This window comes from Spongiivirga citrea (genome assembly GCF_010671565.1).
Classification (GTDB): Bacteria; Bacteroidota; Bacteroidia; order Flavobacteriales; family Flavobacteriaceae; genus Spongiivirga; species Spongiivirga citrea.
The window spans coordinates 296,371-315,165 of sequence record NZ_JAABOQ010000001.1; the positions used below are offsets into that span (position 1 = coordinate 296,371).

At 35.7% G+C, this 18,795-nt stretch carries 14 protein-coding genes and 1 tRNA gene; 6 read left to right on the plus strand and 9 right to left on the minus strand.

The features are described 5' to 3' along the window. Positions 1–11 precede the first annotated feature (11 nt). The 8 genes from GWK10_RS01345 to GWK10_RS01380 all read right to left on the minus strand — a co-directional run bounded on the left by GWK10_RS01345 (position 12) and on the right by GWK10_RS01380 (position 13,014). On the minus strand, positions 12–3,116 hold the full coding sequence (locus GWK10_RS01345) for a SusC/RagA family TonB-linked outer membrane protein (protein ID WP_164029097.1): 3,105 nt from the start codon (positions 3,114–3,116) through the stop codon (positions 12–14). A 490-nt stretch (positions 3,117–3,606) separates the two neighbouring features. After that, entirely contained in the window at positions 3,607–3,981 is a 375-nt protein-coding gene (locus GWK10_RS01350) for a cupin domain-containing protein (RefSeq protein ID WP_164029098.1), read from the minus strand. Positions 3,982–4,156: 175 nt separating this feature from the next. After that, a complete protein-coding gene (locus GWK10_RS01355; RefSeq protein WP_317164660.1) occupies positions 4,157–6,490 on the minus strand; it encodes an alginate lyase family protein in 2,334 nt (777 codons plus the stop codon). 18 nt (positions 6,491–6,508) lie between these two features. Continuing rightward, complete coding sequence (locus GWK10_RS01360; RefSeq protein ID WP_164029100.1) at positions 6,509–7,279, minus strand: SDR family NAD(P)-dependent oxidoreductase; 771 nt, start codon at positions 7,277–7,279, stop codon at positions 6,509–6,511. 21 nt (positions 7,280–7,300) lie between these two features. Next, positions 7,301–8,389: a polysaccharide lyase family 7 protein gene (locus GWK10_RS01365; RefSeq protein ID WP_164029101.1), complete on the minus strand. Its 1,089-nt coding sequence runs from the start codon at positions 8,387–8,389 to the stop codon at positions 7,301–7,303. 9 nt (positions 8,390–8,398) lie between these two features. Beyond that, on the minus strand, positions 8,399–9,673 hold the full coding sequence (locus GWK10_RS01370) for an Nramp family divalent metal transporter (protein ID WP_164029102.1): 1,275 nt from the start codon (positions 9,671–9,673) through the stop codon (positions 8,399–8,401). A 5-nt stretch (positions 9,674–9,678) separates the two neighbouring features. Then, a complete protein-coding gene (locus GWK10_RS01375; RefSeq protein ID WP_164029103.1) occupies positions 9,679–10,701 on the minus strand; it encodes a polysaccharide lyase family 7 protein in 1,023 nt (340 codons plus the stop codon). An 18-nt stretch (positions 10,702–10,719) separates the two neighbouring features. Further along, positions 10,720–13,014: a chondroitinase-B domain-containing protein gene (locus GWK10_RS01380; protein ID WP_164029104.1), complete on the minus strand. Its 2,295-nt coding sequence runs from the start codon at positions 13,012–13,014 to the stop codon at positions 10,720–10,722. A 237-nt stretch (positions 13,015–13,251) separates the two neighbouring features. Between GWK10_RS01380 and GWK10_RS01385 the strand changes: the two genes are divergently transcribed. From GWK10_RS01385 to GWK10_RS01410, 6 genes are all read left to right on the plus strand, one after another. Further along, positions 13,252–13,335 (plus strand) — tRNA-Leu (locus tag GWK10_RS01385). Positions 13,336–13,537: 202 nt separating this feature from the next. After that, positions 13,538–14,437, plus strand: a complete 900-nt coding sequence (locus GWK10_RS01390; protein WP_164029105.1) for a MerR family transcriptional regulator — start codon at positions 13,538–13,540, stop codon at positions 14,435–14,437. Between the two features lie 6 nt (positions 14,438–14,443). Beyond that, entirely contained in the window at positions 14,444–15,901 is a 1,458-nt protein-coding gene (locus tag GWK10_RS01395; RefSeq protein WP_164029106.1) for a phytoene desaturase family protein, read from the plus strand. A 10-nt stretch (positions 15,902–15,911) separates the two neighbouring features. Next, positions 15,912–16,751, plus strand: coding sequence for a phytoene/squalene synthase family protein (locus tag GWK10_RS01400; protein ID WP_164029107.1), 840 nt, complete (start codon positions 15,912–15,914; stop codon positions 16,749–16,751). 4 nt (positions 16,752–16,755) lie between these two features. Next, on the plus strand, positions 16,756–17,208 hold the full coding sequence (locus GWK10_RS01405) for a sterol desaturase family protein (RefSeq protein ID WP_164029108.1): 453 nt from the start codon (positions 16,756–16,758) through the stop codon (positions 17,206–17,208). Between the two features lie 12 nt (positions 17,209–17,220). Continuing rightward, positions 17,221–18,153, plus strand: a complete 933-nt coding sequence (locus GWK10_RS01410) for an alpha/beta fold hydrolase (protein ID WP_164029109.1) — start codon at positions 17,221–17,223, stop codon at positions 18,151–18,153. Here the strand turns inward: GWK10_RS01410 and GWK10_RS01415 are convergent. Further along, positions 18,139–18,702 carry a TlpA family protein disulfide reductase gene (locus GWK10_RS01415; protein WP_164029110.1) on the minus strand — a complete coding sequence of 188 codons (564 nt, stop codon included), beginning with the start codon at positions 18,700–18,702 and terminating at the stop codon, positions 18,139–18,141. The genes GWK10_RS01410 and GWK10_RS01415 overlap by 15 nt on opposite strands. Positions 18,703–18,795 lie beyond the last annotated feature (93 nt).

Sequence of the window (18,795 nt, forward strand, 5' to 3'; positions counted from 1 at the left end):
TCTTTTTAATATTAAAAATCGACATTGATACCGAATGTTACTGTTTTAAATATCGGAGTACCCGCTCTTTGTGAGCCAAATGCTCTTGGGTTGCCATTATCATCATGTTCAGGGTTGAAACCGTGATAGTCATCTGCCGTGATGTAAATTAAATTTTGTGCAGAGAGATAAGCTCTCAATCCTGTTAAGCCTAACCTCTCAAGTATGTCTGCCGAAAAATTATAGCCCACCCTTACATTACGTAGCGAAAAATAGTCTGCACTTGCGATAACTTCACTCGTCAACACTTTTTCTTGAATGAAAGATGGGTGTGGAACAAGACCATCAGCAACTGCTTGTAATTCTCCGCCACTTCTGGTACGGTTTCCGAACCAATTGTAAAAATATTGATCACCAATGTTATTTACCTGAGCACCTAGACTACCTTGCACCATAAATGAAAGGTCGAAATCACCTAGTCTAAAATCGTTGGTGAAACTGTAGATTAAATCTGGATACGGATCACCTAAAATCGTTTTATCCTCCTCAGTAATAATCCCGTCACCATTCAAATCTTTTACGATAGTATCATCAGCCTGACCATTAATTCTGTTCCAAGGATTATCGACATAGGTAGTTCTAAATGTCGTATCGTCGTAAGCAGCTTCATCAACCACATAGCCCCAGAACGATGATATTGGCTCACCAATTCTATTAATCCATTGAGAGTTTCTACCATATGTATCTTCAATTAACGCGTTGTTAGAATCTCCGAAACTTATTAGTTCATTTTGATTGGTAGATGCAATTAAAGTAGAATTCCAGCTGAATTTCTCGTTAGTAATATTTCTAGTTCTCAACTCAAATTCAAAACCTCTGTTTTGTACTTCTCCTAAATTCACAATTCCGTTAGAAAAACCAGTTAGATAAGAAACAGGGTTGTTAAGTAACAATTCATCGCTATTCCTTTGGTAATAATCTATCGATCCCGTTATTCTGTTGTTTAGAAATCCGTAATCTACACCAAAAGTCTGCTCCTCTGAGGCTTCCCATTGTAGCAATGTATTTGCAATATTTAGTGGTGAAACACCAGAAACCGTAGTGCCGTCAATTATCGCGTTAGAGTTTTGCAGTAATGCTAAATAAGGCCAAGCATTAACCACTTCAGAACCCACATTGAAATTCTCAGCACCGGTAAGACCATAACTTGCTCTAAATTTCAGGTTACTTACGATTTCACTATCGATTAAGAAGTCTTCTTTCGCTGCGTTCCAACCAACTGATACTGCTGGGAAATTACCCCACTTTGAGTTGATACCGAAAACTGAACTTCCGTCTCTTCTAAATGACGCATTAAATAAATATTTATCAGCAAAAGCATAGTTTACTCTTACAAAGTAACCAAGCTTTTTAAGCTCCGTATTTGATTGAAATGCTGTTGTATTATCCGGATTAGCTCCTTGTACATTTGGCAAACGATCATCAGTAAAGCCACTTGCTCGTACTTGACTTGTTTCACTTTTTCGCTGCTGTACAGTAAAACCACCTAACAAATTAAGGTCATGATTCCCAAATTGCTTACTATACGATAAGGTATTATCATTAATAATTCTTGTACGAAACCTGTTTTCTAAAAAGTAGGCAGATCTACTATTACCTGCTGCATGATAATTCGTACCATCATATCGATCTCTTTTACGTTGCTCTAAAGTAATACCTAAAGAAGTTTTCGCTATAAGACCATCTGCCAGTTTGTAACTTAAATAAGTTGAACCAAATAACTTGGTATTGAATTCATAATGTTGTCTTTCAACATACTGTTGATATGGGTTAGAATCACCTGAAGTACGAGGTCTTTCACCACTACCATCATTGTCTAAGTCTAAATTAACCAAGTGGTTTTCAAAAAAGTAATCACCTACGCCAACATCAGGATAAACTGAACGATTAATAAATTGAAGTGTTTCTTCTGTATGAAAAATAGGCAACCAAGGCGATTGACGCGTTGGATTGTGTATTGAAGTCGGGAGTCTTCTTTGTTCTGTGTAAGAAGGACTCGCTCTAAGTCCGAATTTTAATTTTTTACCAATCTTAGTATCAAACTTCAAATTTGCTGTATACAGTTTGTAATCATCTGTTATTACTACACCTTCATCACCAAGATATCTTAATGAAGCACTGAATTTAGAATCTTCTGTTCCACCTCTTGCTGATAAAGAATGACTGGTAACGGTTCCTCCGTTAAAGAAAACATCTTGCCAATCTCTATCAATACCGGTAGTTGCTACCAGCAGTTGTGCGTAAAGAGTTTCTCCTGAGAGCGTACCTGTGGCTGCTTGTTCTACTTGAGCCCAATCTGCAACACTTTTTCTATAGTCATCACTTCCATGAGCATTTTTAAATCCAGTATAGGTTTGATAGCTGAATTGTGTTTTACCAGCCTTACCACTTTTTGTAGTAATCAATATAACACCATTTGCACCTTCACTACCATAAATAGAAGCGGATGCAGCATCTTTTAAAACCTCAAAAGATTCAACATCATTCATATCAATGTTAGCAAGAAATTCTGAGCTTACAACAATCCCATCTACCACCAATGCTGGACCAGAATCGGCCGTAATTGATCCTACACCTCTAATAGTAACTGTAGGGGCTCCACCTGCTTCGGCGTTTGTTGCCTGGATATTTACACCAGATACTTGCCCGATTAAGGCATCATCAACCCTTGAGACAGGTAATTGATCTAAGGTTTCGTTAACCACCTTAGAAATGGATCCTGTAATAGTAGATTTCTTTTGTGTACCATAACCAACAACGACTACCTCATCGAGTTGCTTTGCATCTTCAACCAAAACAATTTGTAAATTATTTTGACTTGCTATGATAATTGTTTGCGTTTTATAACCCAGATAAGATACCTGAACTACATCACTTGTTTTTACCTGAATTTGAAATTTCCCATCAAAATCAGTTGTTGTTCCTTTGTTAGTATTGGTAACAACAATATTAACCCCAGGTATGGGAACGTTATTAGCATCTGATACAGTACCAGACAACAAATAACCATCTTGAGCAATCAGCGTTATCTGGCAAAACAACAAGATGATAAGTGTTAGTTTAACTTTAAAATTCATTTTAGTTATGTTATGTTAAAATTAGTTTTAGCATATCGGTTCAATCGAAACACGCGAACCAACGCTTTTTCTCATACCTAATTACAACACAAGCGAAGTCATCATAAATTAATATCTTTGCGATGCGCAATCGGTAATCGATCTGTGTGTAGATTACTTCCCTCTGAAAAGAAGTAATAGTTTGAAAAGGATAGGCGTGCACCTGTCCTTTTTTTGTTTAAATACGTAGAATCATATAGAGTGACTATTAGAGTTAATTGAATATAGAGTTTTGAGTTTTTTGGTAAACCAAATTGGATAACCAAATTGGTTTACCAAATATATGTTATTTTAATGTTAACAAAAAAATGAAATGCGAATTTTTAGTGTTAAAATTTCATTTTTAACTAATTCTGAGGTCGAAAAAATGCCAAAAAAGGATTTTTAAAAGACTTTACCCTTAATTTTTCAAAAATAAATCTATCAATTTCTATTAGAAAGCTACTAAGAACTAGCTTTTGTCACCAAAATAAGAAACCTCGCCTCCGCTTAAAAAGTCTTCCCTTACCGGGCTAAACGTATCGATTAGCTCTCCTTCTTCTAGACAAACTGCGCTATGCATTAAGTTTGGTTCAATATAAACGCCATCTCCCGCCTCAACAATTTTCTTTTCTCCATCAATCTCAAATTCGAACTTACCCGAAACGCAAAAAGTCGCTTGTGTATGAAAGTGTTGATGTGGTGATCCTAAAGCTCCTTTTTCAAACTTTACGCGCACCATCATGATTTGGTTATCGTACCCTAAAAATTTTCTTGAAACTCCTCCTCCAAGTACTTCCCACTCCATCTCTTTTGTTATAATGTATTTTTCACTAAATCTCTTCATGTTTATTCGTGTTTCTTTTTATTACTACTACCTTATTATATATCTTTCAATATTGCTGATGGCTCAATTCCTGAACCAACAGTAGCTTCTATATGCCAAACTTCAGCATAACATGATTTTACCATCATAGTCCATTAAAAATTCTTTACTTGCTCCAAAAGTTTTCATATGATTCTTATTTTATTTTAATTAACGTATAAGGGCCTTCCCAAAAATGAGAAGTGCTATTAATAGTTAAAGTATGTTTCTTCGTTTTTGAATTATCATTATTTGCAATGATGAATAATTGCACCCCTCCTTTTGTATCTTCAATAGTTACAGCCGTATAATTACTATCATTATAACTAAGCTGGACATCTTTAATATGGCTGTAGGCATTTACAGCTAACTCTGAAACCGGATTATAGGTTCCGTGCGATTCTATTGCTGCAACAAACACAGCCTCTTTAGTATTCCTTTTACGTATGATCATTGTTGGTTCTGACCGCAAGTTGAATGCCGGGTCATTCGCTCCAATTCTTGCCAAAATGATCTCATCATTATGCGATGTTACTGCCGTGTAAGAATAGAATTTATTATCGAGCAACCACGTAAGTTTTGCATTCGCTCCATCGGCTACTGAGATAGCTTCATTATATAAATGTTGATAGCCATTAGCACTACCTAAAATTTGCGGCACATCACTTTTAGAGTAATCAAAGCTTGTTTGTATTACTTGACCTAGATAATAGAAAGGCAGGTCGTATTGATTTTCGGTTGAAGACTCCACTCGCATAATATCCAGCACATACGGATTCTCAAGATCAGTCTCTTTTATGCTCACCATTGTACGATGTAATTTGGTACCTGGATAGGCATTTTCCTCTTTCGCACTTGATACTTGTACACTATCCGTATTTACGCTGAAAATGTAACTTTCGGAATGATGTTTACTACCGATATCATATTTACCTTGAAAATGAGATTGCTCATTTTGAACAAGGGTATTGTGCGCAATAGATTGTTTTGCCCAAGTAGTATTCTCTTTTAAATAATTACCTCCTCCTTTTTGTTCAACATTCACATAGCGAGCCATCCCATAATCTTGAACGACCTCCTTCCCATCTTCGAATAGTGCAAAAGATAATTTATCGTAATGCCCATGGCTCAGTCCGTGTGCGGTGTATTTATGAACTAACTCTAAGTCACCACTTCTTAAAATACCTACTGCACCTTCATCACCATTTGCACCATCTGATAATTCAATAGATTTTTTTACAAATGGTTTTGTTTTTCCTTCTTTTATTCCAATTGCCACAGCTAGGCCTGCATCATCCAAGGTCACCTCGTCTTGCTTTTCAGCAATACTCAACAATTCTGGGTTGTTTCCTCCAAAATGATATGCAATATCTACTGCTGATATTAAGGATGAATTGTAATATGACATGCCTTTTTGAGCATCATTTAGTAAAAAGAAATCACCATCTGCATCAGACAAATTTAAAAGCGCGTTGACACCTTTCAGTAATACACCTTCCTTATACTCCAATACTTTTAAATCCGGTTTTTTGTTTTGAAGTGCTTGGGCAAATATCAAAAATGGATACATCGCATAACGTTGATAGTATGGACCTTCAGTATAATATCCATCAGGAGAAAATGGCTCGTCAAGATTTGCAAAATATCCGATTTTTTGATCGTCTTGATTTATGAATCCACCATCATTATCTTTTAGAGAAGCGTCAAGATTGACATCTTTTAATCCGTATAAGGCTGTTTGCAGCAAGCTATCATCTTCCATTGCCAAAGCAATCATTCCTACTGCAACATTACCCCAGGTACTATGGTTGTGTACTCTATTAAAAAACTGAGGATTTTCTTTGGAGATAAAATCAGCATAAGGTTTAAAAAGATCCGTTTCTAAGGTGGTACGTTCTTCTTCAGATAAATAATCATAGATGCAATCGTACGCCTGACTTGTATATACCAACCAATTAGAATCATTTAAACACTGCCAAAACAATTTACCGCGTGCATATGATCTTGGTTTTGGGTGAATAGGTAATGTTGGATACATTTTCGCATATTGAAACAACATATCCTTTACAAACTTGGCATATTTTTCGTCATCAAGAATTTGATATAAAACACCTGCCTTTTGCATTAAGATGTAATTCCGCTTATGTGTTGCATGGGTATAACCTCCTGAATAATCTTTTGGAATTGGAACATCAAAACCGTTTTCAATTTCGGCATCGATTTCTACTTTATTAGCAGCTAAGGTTTTATCAAAAATTGGAATACTGCCTAAGTTCGCTCTAATATCTTTAACGCCTTGTTGGGTCAAAATTAGACTTGGGTGTTGTGATTGAGCATCCGAATTTGTATTAGTTGAAGAATCTTCATTACAAGAAACCAATCCCACTAGCATTACACTAAGTAAAAATTGTACTGCGCTAATTTGTTTCCACTTCTTAATCAAATTCATAATTTTTACTTCGTATTTGTATGAGGCGTTTCGCTTATTCACATTCAATTCAATTGCAGCTTACATATTATAAACACCACCATTGATGTCTAGTGTCGCACCAGTAATAAAGCCATCATATTCCGATGCCAAGTATTGCACTGCTCTTGCTACGTCCGCAGCATTACCCGCTCTTCCAATTGGAATACTAGCCGTTGTGGCATCAGCCGATTCTTTTGTTGTATGCGTATTATGAAATAAAGTACCAAGAATAAGACCAGGAGCAACTGCATTCACTCGAGTTCCCTGACCGCCTAATTCAGCAGACAACGCTCTTGTCATTGTAAGTATAGCGCCTTTGCTGGTTGAATATGCTAATGATCCTGAATGACCACCTTTACGCCCAGCGAGTGATGATAAATTTACAATACTGCTATTTTCATTTTTTCCTAGATGCGGGGACGCAGCTCGTGTTACAAACATCATTGATGTTAAGTTGATATCCATAACCTTGTGCCAAAACTCAGTTTCCATTTCGCTTAGCGTTTTACGCGCAACAAGTGAACCTGCATTGTTAATTAGTATATCTAATCCACCAAGAGCTTCTACCGTTTTTTCAACGACTTGATTTGCGTCTACCTCCTTTGTTAAGTCACCTCCCACGATCACTGCTTTTTGCCCTTTGCTTATGGCATATTCCATAAGCTCCTTGGCTGTATCTGTACTAGAAAAATAATGGATAGAAACATCCGCTCCGCTATCGATAAAATGTCTTGTAATTGACTCACCAATACCCTGAGCACCAGCAGTTATTAAAACTCGCTTCCCTGTTAGTTTGTTATTATTTTCCATGTTCTTATCAAATAAATTGATCTAATCATTTTTAGTAAAATAGCCTTTATTGGACACCGCGGCATCGTTTACATATATACTTGCGGTTTTAAACCAAACTTCAGCATAGTTTCCAGTTTCATATTGTTTTTTAATGTCGCCGCCATAGGTTTCAGCTCCAGAACACCAATTCTTATTTATTTCGGGAGATTTTCCGTTAGTTTGATTATAAGATCCTAACTTAAAAAAGAGACCTTCATCAGCGTATGCGTTTTCTCGCTCAATTCCATCTTGGCCAATTGGCACGAATAATTCTTGAGTTTGTTTAGGAATAGCTGATGTGGTCTTATATTCAGATTCGATTAAGTTTTTTGTAAATGATTTGGCTTCATGACCTTCGCTAGTAAATTTCAAGTTCATCACACCATCCTTCACTTCAACTTCGTAACTAAATTCTTCACCTAATTCAATACCATCTTCGGGTTCATCGGGATAGGTGTTTTCCTCGCTACCAACAACAGAAAAGTCATGACCCCAAATTGCAGTAGAATAATCCCATCTTCCAGAATTATCATCACCGGCTGTATTAATTTCATAATGCCAAAAAACCGAGCCTTTGGTATGACCAGGAAATTTCTTGTAAAATATTTTAAGCGGCTCATTTTCATGGCCGTCAGCACTATGAATTTGGCCAATAACTACAGAGTACGAAGCTGCTACCCGAGCATCCCCTGTAGCTGATACGTTCATTACTTTAAGGGTAGCTGTCAATTTATCATCAGCTGTCGCTGGATACCATTTTTTTGCTTGTGCTAATTCTGTTCGTGTATTATTTGAAGTCCCATGGGTATCTCCAGCATTAGGCGCTTTAAAAACAACCCAGTTTGTTTCACCTTGATTTACGGTATAAAAAAAATCTTTATGCTCAAAGTCGTTTGCATTACCTGCATTGGAGCCATCGCCTAAAATTAAATTCCAATCATTAAAAAATGGAATAACCTCACTTGCGTAAACGGTTTTTTGCGCTTCTTTTTTATCAGACTTTTTAGAAGTATTAGAACAGCTATTTAGAATTAGCAAAGTGCCAACAACTATGAATAATGGTATTAATATGATCGTTTTTTTATTCATTTTTAGCTTTTAAAAATAATCGAGCAAGGCCATAATTCCGTTATATGAAATCACTAGCGAAAAGAACAAGGCAGCATACATTCCGATGTAAACACCAAGACTCGTTTTATAATCTTTCATCACTTTTTTACTACTTAACATAAGTATGATTCCCAATATTACAACAGGCAATACAAATACATTAAATACTTGTGATAGAATTTGAATCTCAATAGGGTTTGCACCAAAGGCAGGCCCAATTAAAGCCACTAAACAGGCTATTGCAGTTATAATTCTAAACTGACGCGAATTGGTATCTATTGTTCCTGATTGATAGTCAGCAACCAATAATGGTGCTATTAATAAACAAGGAAATATAGATGATAACCCAGCGCTTAATGCTCCAAAAAAGAAAATAGTAACAGCCCATTTTCCTGCGACTGGCTCTAGGGTGTTCGCCATGTCTAACACATGAGTAACTTCTTTACCCTGATAAAACAAGGCACCAGCAGCTACGGCCATTATAGTACCACTAATTATAAATATTAAAATAGCAGCAGTAATGGAATCCTTTTTTTGTTGGTTTAGGTTTTTAATAGTCCACCCTTTTCCTTTTACAAATAGTGGACGAGATAAAAAAGTTGCCGCAGCCATCGTTGTCCCGACAAAAGCAGCGACTAACATTTTGCCGCCTGGTACATCGGGAATAGTGGGTATTAAACCTTTAACAACATCAATGGAAAGTGGTTGTACAAAAAACAATGAAAGTAAAAATGAAAGCCCCATTAAAGTCACAAAAACGATGAGTATCTTTTCAAAAAATGTATACTTACCAACTAGCATTAATAAGTAGAAAGTGACTATTATTACAATAGCAGTTCCTAAGACGGTCTCATATTCAAATGCGTTTAACCCTTCAAAATTAATTGCCAAGATTTCGAAAATTATATTAGCCGAAATTCCCAAAATTCCCATTAGTGAGTTCCATTGACCAAAGGTGATTCCAACTATCACTAATATGGCTAAGAGTTTGCCATATTTTAGATGCTTCTTGAATCCGAAAAGTGCGGTTTCACCTGTTATCAATGCATAGTTACCATAAGCGAACATCAAAATACCCGAGAACAAACAGCTCAAAAATAGCACCCATAGTAATTGCATATTGAATTTACTACCAGCGACAATCATTGAGGTGACACTACCTGTACCAATGGTATAACCAATGGCAAAAAACCCAGGACCAAAGCCTAAGATTAAAGCAATAACTTTTTTAAGTAATGATTGGTTAATGTTAGATTCTGACATCGTATTTAGTTTTTACTAGGCATTGAGCCAGCACCTAGGGTAGCTTCTTTAAACCAAACTTCAGCGTAACTACCATTTGCATATTGTTTAGCGATGTCACCGCCATAAACTTCGGATTTAGTAGATTTTGCATTAGCTTGATTATAAGCACCTTGTTTAAAATAGTTTAGTTCGCCAGCGTAGGCGATTTCTCTTTCGACTCCTCCTCCTTTTTCTCTATTTTCATATACTTTTAATACTTGTTCAGGAATATCAGCCTTTGTTGCAAATTCTGATTGTATTAAACTCTTTGTAAATGTTACTGTTTTATGGTTTTCACTAGTAAAAGTAAGATACATAACACCTTTGCAAACATTAACTTCATAACTAAACTCTTCACCTAGCTCAATACCATTTTCCGGCTCTTTTGGGTACTCTGTAGGGCTTGAACCTACCACGGAAAAATCATGACCCCAAACTGCTGTTGAATAGTCAAACCTTCCAATATTATCTCCTTTTGTGTTGATTTCATAATTCCAAAAAACAGAGCCTTTTGTGTGACTAGGGAATTTTTTATAGTAGATTTTTAGGGGTTCATTTTCGTGACCTTCAGCACTATGAATTTGTCCGATGACAACTGAATAAGATGAAGCGGCAGTCGCATCACCAGTTGTTGATACATGCTGTACTTTTAGAGTTCCTGTTAATTTGCCTCCTTCTTCAGGAATCCAATGTTTCTTTTCTCCTAATTCTGTTCTTGTATTACTAGAGGTTCTTGAAGTTACACCAGAATTCGGTGTTTTATAGACAACCCAATCGGTTCCCTTTTCATTTTCAACATAAAAGAAATCATCCTTTTGAAAATTTACTAAGCTATCTGAACGTGTTCCATCGCCTAAAAGAATTTTCCATTTATCCATAAATGGAATAACGTCACTTGGGTATTTTGTACTGTTTTCAATTTGAGAAGCCGTATCTACAGAAGAATTGGATTTGTTTTTACAAGCAAATACAGCTAAAAAAACTAATAGGTAGATCGACTTTTTCATTGTAATTAGTTGATTTTATTAATACATCAATTTCAACTTCAGGTTCTGAACCACTTTTATTTCTCCTGAATTGCTAATCGTGTTATTTTCCGGTTTTTGCCCCTTCTCGCCCCACAAAACAGCAACCACTTTTACAGGGTTGTTCTTAAAAGTATTATTTGCGAATTGAACATTAACAATACCTCTATTCTTAATTAAGATATTCTCTTTTTCAGTCTTACCGCAATTGGAGACGGTATTGTTTTTAAAGACTAAGTTTCCACCAATAGTAGACTCATCATAGCCCCCTCTATAATAGTTGACTACATTTTCACCAACATTAGTAAATGTATTGTCGGTTATGTATACAAACTCACTATTATAATCGCCCTTGTCATTAGTTTCTTTGTTTAGCTGAATACCTTTAAGACAATTTTTAATTGAAGAATTTCGAACAGCAACAGTATCAGCAAACGAACCCTTAGAGACTTCTAATACGCTTCTAAAGTCGCTTATTTCCGTATTGTTGATTTGAAGTCCATATGCGCTGGTCATATTTTTATCTAGTGTTTTAAAGGCTGATTGAGATTTGTTTCCTTTTAGCACAAGTCCTTCAATTTTCAACATTCCTTTAGGATTCATTTCAAAAGCAGTATTGTTTGCTGAAAAAACTAACTCTGCCTTGTTGTTTTTATCCGCTGATGTAATCGTAACACTTTTGTTTACCTTAAGTGTCTTGTCGAGTTGATATGTACCCGATTTTAATTCTAATATATCTCCAGAATTAGCTTCTAATAATGATTTATTCAGTCCTTCAGATGTAGCTACCGATATTGTTTTTGATTCTGTTTTTGGTTTTTCAGCGGTAAACCAATCAGTACCATATTTGCTTTTATCGATGTTTAAAGGATCTTTAGTTGTATTGACAATTGCCCCAGCAGTATTGTTATCTGAAGTTCTATCGCTTCCGAAGATATCCTTATTTATCGTTTCAAAATCGAAACCAGCATAAAGATCTTTTGAACTAACTGAAGGAATGTTATTGGCGAAAGCTAAATCCGTTTTAATCAGTCCTTCAGGTTGTACTTCGCTTTTATTGTCACTGTTAGAGTAGTTGTTTTTAAAGGTAACTCCATCTACTTTATCATAGTTTTTAATTGGGTAGTCGAAAGGCGTTTCATTATACAAAATATTATTCGCTACAATAGTACGTTTTGGTCTAGCTGAACGAATTTCAGATTTCGGCAATACCTCACTTTGACTCACATTCGAACCGACACTAAAATGAAATGGGGTTTCACAATCTACAAAAGAGTTGTAAGCCATAACCGCATCTGTAACTTGGTTGTATCGATTTTGCGGTGATTTCGGAATTCCGTTCATTACCGCCAAAGGCGCTCTAAAAATAGAACCTTTAAGTTTATAGAAGTAGTTATTGGTAATCCAATGTCCTGTATTTATGACACGAATACCACCAATAAATTCTGAATTGTCATTGCCGATAAAAACGTTACCATCTATAGTAGCAAAATTTCCATGTCGCAATACTAACGATCCTTCACTTTCAAAAAAGACATTATTTCTAAACTCATTGAAGTTCGACTTGCTAGAAATAACTTCGACCTCCCCATTGCACCGCTCAAAAAAGTTATTAGAAACGTTGGTGTGGGATGGCATCATCGATGTTCCACTATCGCCAATTTGCATGGTTTCACCATGTGGACCTCCTTTACGCGGTCTTGGTCCAAAATGGTTGTTGACTATTTGATGATAGTTCTTAATATGTTCATTCCCTTTTAGCATAACCATTACCGTTGGCCCGAAATTAGACTTCCCAGCAATGTAATTGTTGCTTAGTTCATTATGTCTTCCCCAAATTTCTACCCAATGGTCAGTTGCATCTCGGTCTGGTTGTGTGAATTCTTCAATTACACAATTAGTAACTTTAGTATGACTGGCAAATAGTTTGTTATCTATTCTAAATTGAATAACAGATTTTGTTGGAGTATATCCGTTTTTAAAATGAAGTCCTTCAACGACTAAATATTCGCCACCTAGTTTTAAATTAGACCGCCCTTCTATACTTACTTCTCCAGGTGTTTCCGCTCTTAAAACTATAGGATTTTCTGGTGTACCATGGCCTATGAACTCAATTCGCACATCTTTGTACACCCCGTTCGATAAGACAATATTATCTCCAGGCTGGCATTCTTTTATAGCAGCATTTAACTCTTCAACATTAGTAACCTTGGTTTCGGTTAGCGAAAGTGAGTCATTGCATGAAACAAGAAAAAAGCTATAAAGAACTATAATATAGTAGAGGGTGTTTTTCATAAATAAGAAAAATTGGTTTACCAAATTGGTTTACCAAATATATCGATATTTATGAGACTGTCAAAAGTTTAACATAAAATCACTTTAAAAAAGTGAATATGCTAAGTACCGACAATACTTTTTATAAAAACGATAAATCAAATCGAAATTCAGGTTCTAGGGCAGGAAATCGTTAAAAACAACATTAAAATTTTGAGCTTTGCCAAAGCATATTATATTTGCGCTCTGCTACAAAATGCGCACGTGGCGGAATTGGTAGACGCGCTGGCTTGAGGGGTCAGTGGGAATTATCCCGTGGAAGTTCGAGTCTTCTCGTGCGCACTACAGAAAAGCCGGATCAACAGATCTGGCTTTTCTTATTTATCATCTCCACTGCTGCCTCTCATGCTCTACACTTTAAACGTAGTTTTGGCTTCTGATAGGTTAAACAAATTTTTGTTTAACGTTGAAAGGTTAAATATTATCAAAAATAGTCTCTATCTCCCAAAAAATGCTATTTTTGTTTAATCAATCTATGCAAAGAATGAACAATGTAAAGAATTACTTCAGTATTAAGGATTTAGAGAATCTTTCGGGCATAAAAGCACATACCATACGTATTTGGGAAAAACGCTACAATTTATTGGCTCCAGACCGCACTGATTCGAATATTAGACTATACGATTTAAAAAATTTACAGAAGCTTCTAAATATAACTTTATTGTATAATAATGGCTACAAAATTTCTAAAATAGCCAATATAGAAGAAGATAAAATCCCTATTGTTGTTCGTGAAATTGTTTCAGAGAATAGCATAAAAAATCATTCTATAAACGCCTTTAAATTGGCTATGATCAATTTCGATCAAACCATGTTTTTTAACACATATAATAGCCTGCTTACTTCAAAGTCTTTCAGAGAGATTTTTCATGAGGTATTTATCCCCTTATTAAATGAGTTAGGATTGCTATGGCAAACGGATACTATAAGCCCATCTCATGAGCATTTTATCACAAGTTTAATCAAACAAAAAATACTGATTAACACAGAGAAAATACAGCACTTAGAACCGACAAATAAAAATCGAATTTTCGTTCTTTATCTTCCGGAAAATGAGATTCACGAAATAGGATTGCTATATCTTAATTATGAAGTTGTTCTTCATGGGTACAAGGCTATTTTCCTAGGTCAAACAGTTCCCATAGATAGTTTACAGGATCTCTTAAATTATTATGGGGATCTTACTTTTATCTCTTACTTCACTATTGAACCTAATCAATCTCGAATCGACAACTATTTAAAGGAATTTTCGGAAAAAATTGGTAATCAAGGAAACAATGAACTTTGGATTTTGGGTCAACAAACCAGACGCCTTAGTGGCTACAGTCTGCCGGAGAAGATTAAAATATTCCCATCTATCGACAGTTTAATAAGTAATTTATAATAATTAATGAGTAAAACCATTAGTATTATTGGCTCAGGGTTTTCCTCACTTTCAGCTTCGTGCTACTTAGCCAAACAAGGACACAACGTACAGATATTTGAAAAAAATGAAACTGCCGGCGGCAGAGCACGACAATTAATAAAAGATGGCTTTACATTCGATATTGGACCAAGCTGGTATTGGATGCCTGATATTTTTGATAAATTTTTTGGCGATTTCGGCAAAAAAACGAATGACTACTACGAGTTAGACAAATTAAGTCCGGCTTATAAAATATTCTTTTCTGACGATGTTATTACCATTGGGGATTGCATGGAAAAGATATGCGAAGAATTTGAACGTATTGAAGTAGGCAGTTCAAAACACCTCCAGAAATTCATTAGCCAAGCGCAGCGCAATTATGATATTGCCATTAATAAAGTTGTTTTGCGACCAGGTCTCTCTCCTTTCGAACTAATAACTAAAGAAACCGTAACGCGAGTTGATCAATTTTTTAAAACGATTAGTGGTCAAGTGCGAAAACAATTCAAAAATCCCAAGCTAGTTAGTACACTTGAATTTCCTGTGTTGTTTTTAGGAGCGAAACCAAGTAAAACACCGTCGTTTTATAACTTCATGAATTTTGCTGATTTTGGCCTCGGCACATGGCATCCTAAAGGAGGTATGTACGAGATCATAAAAGCCATGACTTCCCTAGCAACTGAGTTGGGTGTAACAATACACACGAGCAGCCCTGTTGAAAAGATTGTTGTAGAAAACGGAAAATCCACTGGGATATCAATTGACGGAAAAATACATAAAAGTGACATCGTTTTAAGTGGAGCAGATTATCATCATTCGGAAACCTTGTTAGACAAATCATATCGTCAGTACTCCGAGAGTTATTGGGCTAAGAAGACATTTGCCCCTTCTTCCCTATTATTTTACGTCGGTTTTAATAAGAAAATAACTGGAGTGGAACATCATAACTTATTTTTTGATACCGATTTCGAAAAACATGCTTACGATATTTATGATGACCCTAATTGGCCTGATAATCCACTTTTTTATGTTAACTTTCCATCAGTAACCGATAGTTCAATGGCACCGAAAGGATGCGATGGAGGTTTCTTTTTGATACCCATTGCGCCAGGACTAGAAGATACACCAACACTAAGAGCACAATATTTTGACATTATTATCGATCGATTGGAGAAATTAACTAATCAAGAGGTACGATCAAATATATTATTTAAAGAATCGTTTTGTGTAAACGACTTTGTAGAGCAATACAACTCGTACAAAGGTAATGCCTATGGTATGGCAAACACGCTGACACAAACCGCATTTTTAAGACCTGGTCTTAAAAGTAAAAAAGTAAAAAACCTATTTTTCACGGGACAATTAACCGTCCCAGGACCCGGAGTACCGCCTGCTTTGATCTCTGGAAAATTGGTTGCTGAACTAATTAATAAACAACATTAACCTGATAACAATGAAAACATTATTTGACACCGTCTCTTATGAATGCAGTAAGTTGGTAACTACCTATTACAGCACTTCGTTTTCTACGGCTACTAAAATGTTGGCTCCGTCCATACGTCAAGATATTTTTAATATTTATGGTTTTGTTCGTTTTGCTGATGAAATTGTAGATACTTTTCACGACTACGATAAACGTACACTTTTCGACAATTTCGAAGCCGATTTAGAGAGAGCATTAAAAGATCAGATTAGTTTAAATCCTATTTTAAACTCATTTCAACATACATTTCACAAATACGAAATAGACAAGCATCTAGTCGATTCATTTATGAAAAGTATGCGGCTTGATCTTGACAAGCAGGTATATTTAACGCAAGAAGAGTATAAGGAATACATTTATGGCTCGGCAGATGTTGTTGGTCTAATGTGCCTTAAAGTTTTTGTAAGCGGAGATGAAAAACGCTACAATGAACTAAAAGAAAGTGCGATGAGTCTCGGTTCGGCATTTCAAAAAGTGAATTTTTTAAGGGACCTTAAAGCCGATTTTGAAGATTTAAGCAGAACTTATTTTCCTGGAACTAATCTCGACGAGCTAGATGAAGCTTCAAAAACTAAAATTATTGCAGAAATTGAAGAAGATTTTGCAAAAGGCTTAAGTGGAATTCATAAATTACCAGTAGAGGCAAAATTTGGTGTTTACACGGCTTACAGGTACTACAAAAAACTGTTGACCAAATTAAAGAAAACCCCTAGTATGGAAATTAAGAATAAACGTATTCGGGTTGCAGATTATCAAAAAGTGCATTTACTTGCACGTTCTTACGTTAAATGTCGTCTAAATCTAGTTTAAAGTCATGACACAAATTGCTATCGGAATCCTCATTTTTTTACTGACTTTCGGGATCATGGAGTTTATGGCTTGGTTTACCCATAAATACGTTATGCATGGTTTTTTATGGAGTTTGCACAAAGATCATCATCATAAAGATCATGACTCCTGGTGGGAGCGCAATGATGCATTTTTTATTTTTTATGCAATAGTGAGTATGACCTTTTTCTATTTAGGTGAGTATTCATGGTTTTGGTATGGTTGGCCAATCGGGTTAGGCATTATGGCATATGGTGCAGCTTACTTTATTGTACATGATATTTTTATACACCAGCGTTTTAAGCTATTTAGAAATGCAAATAACTGGTATGCTAGAGGCGTACGTAGGGCACATAAAATTCACCATAAACATTTAGGCAAAGGTGATGGAGAATGCTTCGGAATGTTGTTTGTTCCTTTTAAATATTTTAAAAAATAAAACTTCCATATAGTGGCAATTAAAAAGAAATTAGGATTTGTCCTAAAAGTAATAGTTGCCGTAATCGCCATTGTTTTAATATTGTCATACGCTCCTGATAAGGAGGTCTCCCAATTACAAGAAGAGTACACCTACTTTGATTCTGATTTTATTCAAGTAGGTGACCAACAAGTACATTATCGTAAAACCGGAACTGGTCCTGCCTTGCTCCTATTACACGGTACGGGTTCGTCTATACAAACATGGGAGCAATGGACTAGGCTTCTCAAAAAAGACTTTACAATAATTAGTGTTGACTTACCAGCTTATGGTTTAACAGGTCCTAATCCTACCGCAGACTATTCCATTAAGAGTTATGTTTCTTTTGTTGATGAGTTTGTCGAAGCTATTGGTATCGATTCTTTTTTTCTTGCGGGAAATTCCCTCGGTGGAAGCATTGCCTGGAATTACACCTATCAGCACCCAAAAAAAGTACAAAAATTAGTGTTGCTAAACTCATCTGGCTACCCTTCTCATAAAGAAGCATCAATGGTTTTTAAACTCGCTAAAAAGGAATATTTAAATAAAGCTATGCTAGTTTTCACTCCAAAATTCTTAGTAAAAAAGAGTTTAAAAGAAGTGTTTTACGATAAAAGTTTGGTAACAGATGAAATGGTTAACCGATACTATGATTTGCAATTACGAAAAGGAAATAGACAGGCATTTATCGATCGTGCAAATACTCCGTATGATGTAGATCCCAAAGCCATTCAACTTATAAGACAGCCAACTTTGGTATTATGGGGTGATAAAGATGCTTGGATATCAGTTAAAGATGCCGCCAAATTCGAAAGAGATCTTCCAAATGCAAAAGTCATCATTTATAAAAATGTAGGGCATGTACCTATGGAAGAAAAAGCTGAACAAAGCGCGGCCGACACAAAGACATTCTTACTCAGGAATTAATTTGTCAAGAGTTTCTCGGACTGTTTTACTATTCCAATTTGCAGCCCCAGTTTTATCAACAACAATATTCCCCGTTTTGTCAATAATATAAGTTGCTGGTATACTCCTAGAATATATTTCTTTAGAAGGCATTGATTGCATTTGATAAATAGGAAGATTCAATTCTTTCTTTTTCAGAAACGGAATTGTCTTATTCGTAGACTCGTTCGTCACGATATAAAATGATACTTTGTCTCCGTAATCCTTGTATAATTCGTCAATTGAAGGCATTTCTGCAACACAAGGTGGACACCAAGTTGCCCAGAAATTTAAGAAAACTACTTTCCCTTCGGCTTCTGTGAAATTAGCCGATTTCCCATTTACATCTCGTAGCTTCATATTATAATTAGTAAGCTGCGTCCGGTCGTCAACTTCTACTAAACTAGGAGATAATCTACCTAGCACTTTGTGAACTGCAAGTTGTAACTGAAACCGTGTTTGTGGGATTAGTAATACAATTATAAGGACTACAAAGCCAATTTCCGATATTTTGGGTTTTTTAAATCTCATTCAAAAAAATAAGGTGTCGTTCCTCAGTCGAAACGACACCTTAAACTTAACAATTAATAACCCTTTTTGTGTTGATAATACTTCAAACTAAGC

Coding starts and splice junctions, on each gene's coding strand:
- GWK10_RS01415 (WP_164029110.1), bottom strand. CDS start 18,702: ATGAGATTTAAAAAACCCAAAATATCGGAAATTGGCTTTGTAGTCCTT.
- GWK10_RS01350 (WP_164029098.1), bottom strand. CDS start 3,981: ATGAAGAGATTTAGTGAAAAATACATTATAACAAAAGAGATGGAGTGG.
- GWK10_RS01345 (WP_164029097.1), bottom strand. CDS start 3,116: ATGAATTTTAAAGTTAAACTAACACTTATCATCTTGTTGTTTTGCCAG.
- GWK10_RS01375 (WP_164029103.1), bottom strand. CDS start 10,701: ATGAAAAAGTCGATCTACCTATTAGTTTTTTTAGCTGTATTTGCTTGT.
- GWK10_RS01365 (WP_164029101.1), bottom strand. CDS start 8,389: ATGAATAAAAAAACGATCATATTAATACCATTATTCATAGTTGTTGGC.
- GWK10_RS01370 (WP_164029102.1), bottom strand. CDS start 9,673: ATGTCAGAATCTAACATTAACCAATCATTACTTAAAAAAGTTATTGCT.
- GWK10_RS01395 (WP_164029106.1), top strand. CDS start 14,444: ATGAGTAAAACCATTAGTATTATTGGCTCAGGGTTTTCCTCACTTTCA.
- GWK10_RS01400 (WP_164029107.1), top strand. CDS start 15,912: ATGAAAACATTATTTGACACCGTCTCTTATGAATGCAGTAAGTTGGTA.
- GWK10_RS01360 (WP_164029100.1), bottom strand. CDS start 7,279: ATGGAAAATAATAACAAACTAACAGGGAAGCGAGTTTTAATAACTGCT.
- GWK10_RS01380 (WP_164029104.1), bottom strand. CDS start 13,014: ATGAAAAACACCCTCTACTATATTATAGTTCTTTATAGCTTTTTTCTT.
- GWK10_RS01390 (WP_164029105.1), top strand. CDS start 13,538: ATGAACAATGTAAAGAATTACTTCAGTATTAAGGATTTAGAGAATCTT.
- GWK10_RS01405 (WP_164029108.1), top strand. CDS start 16,756: ATGACACAAATTGCTATCGGAATCCTCATTTTTTTACTGACTTTCGGG.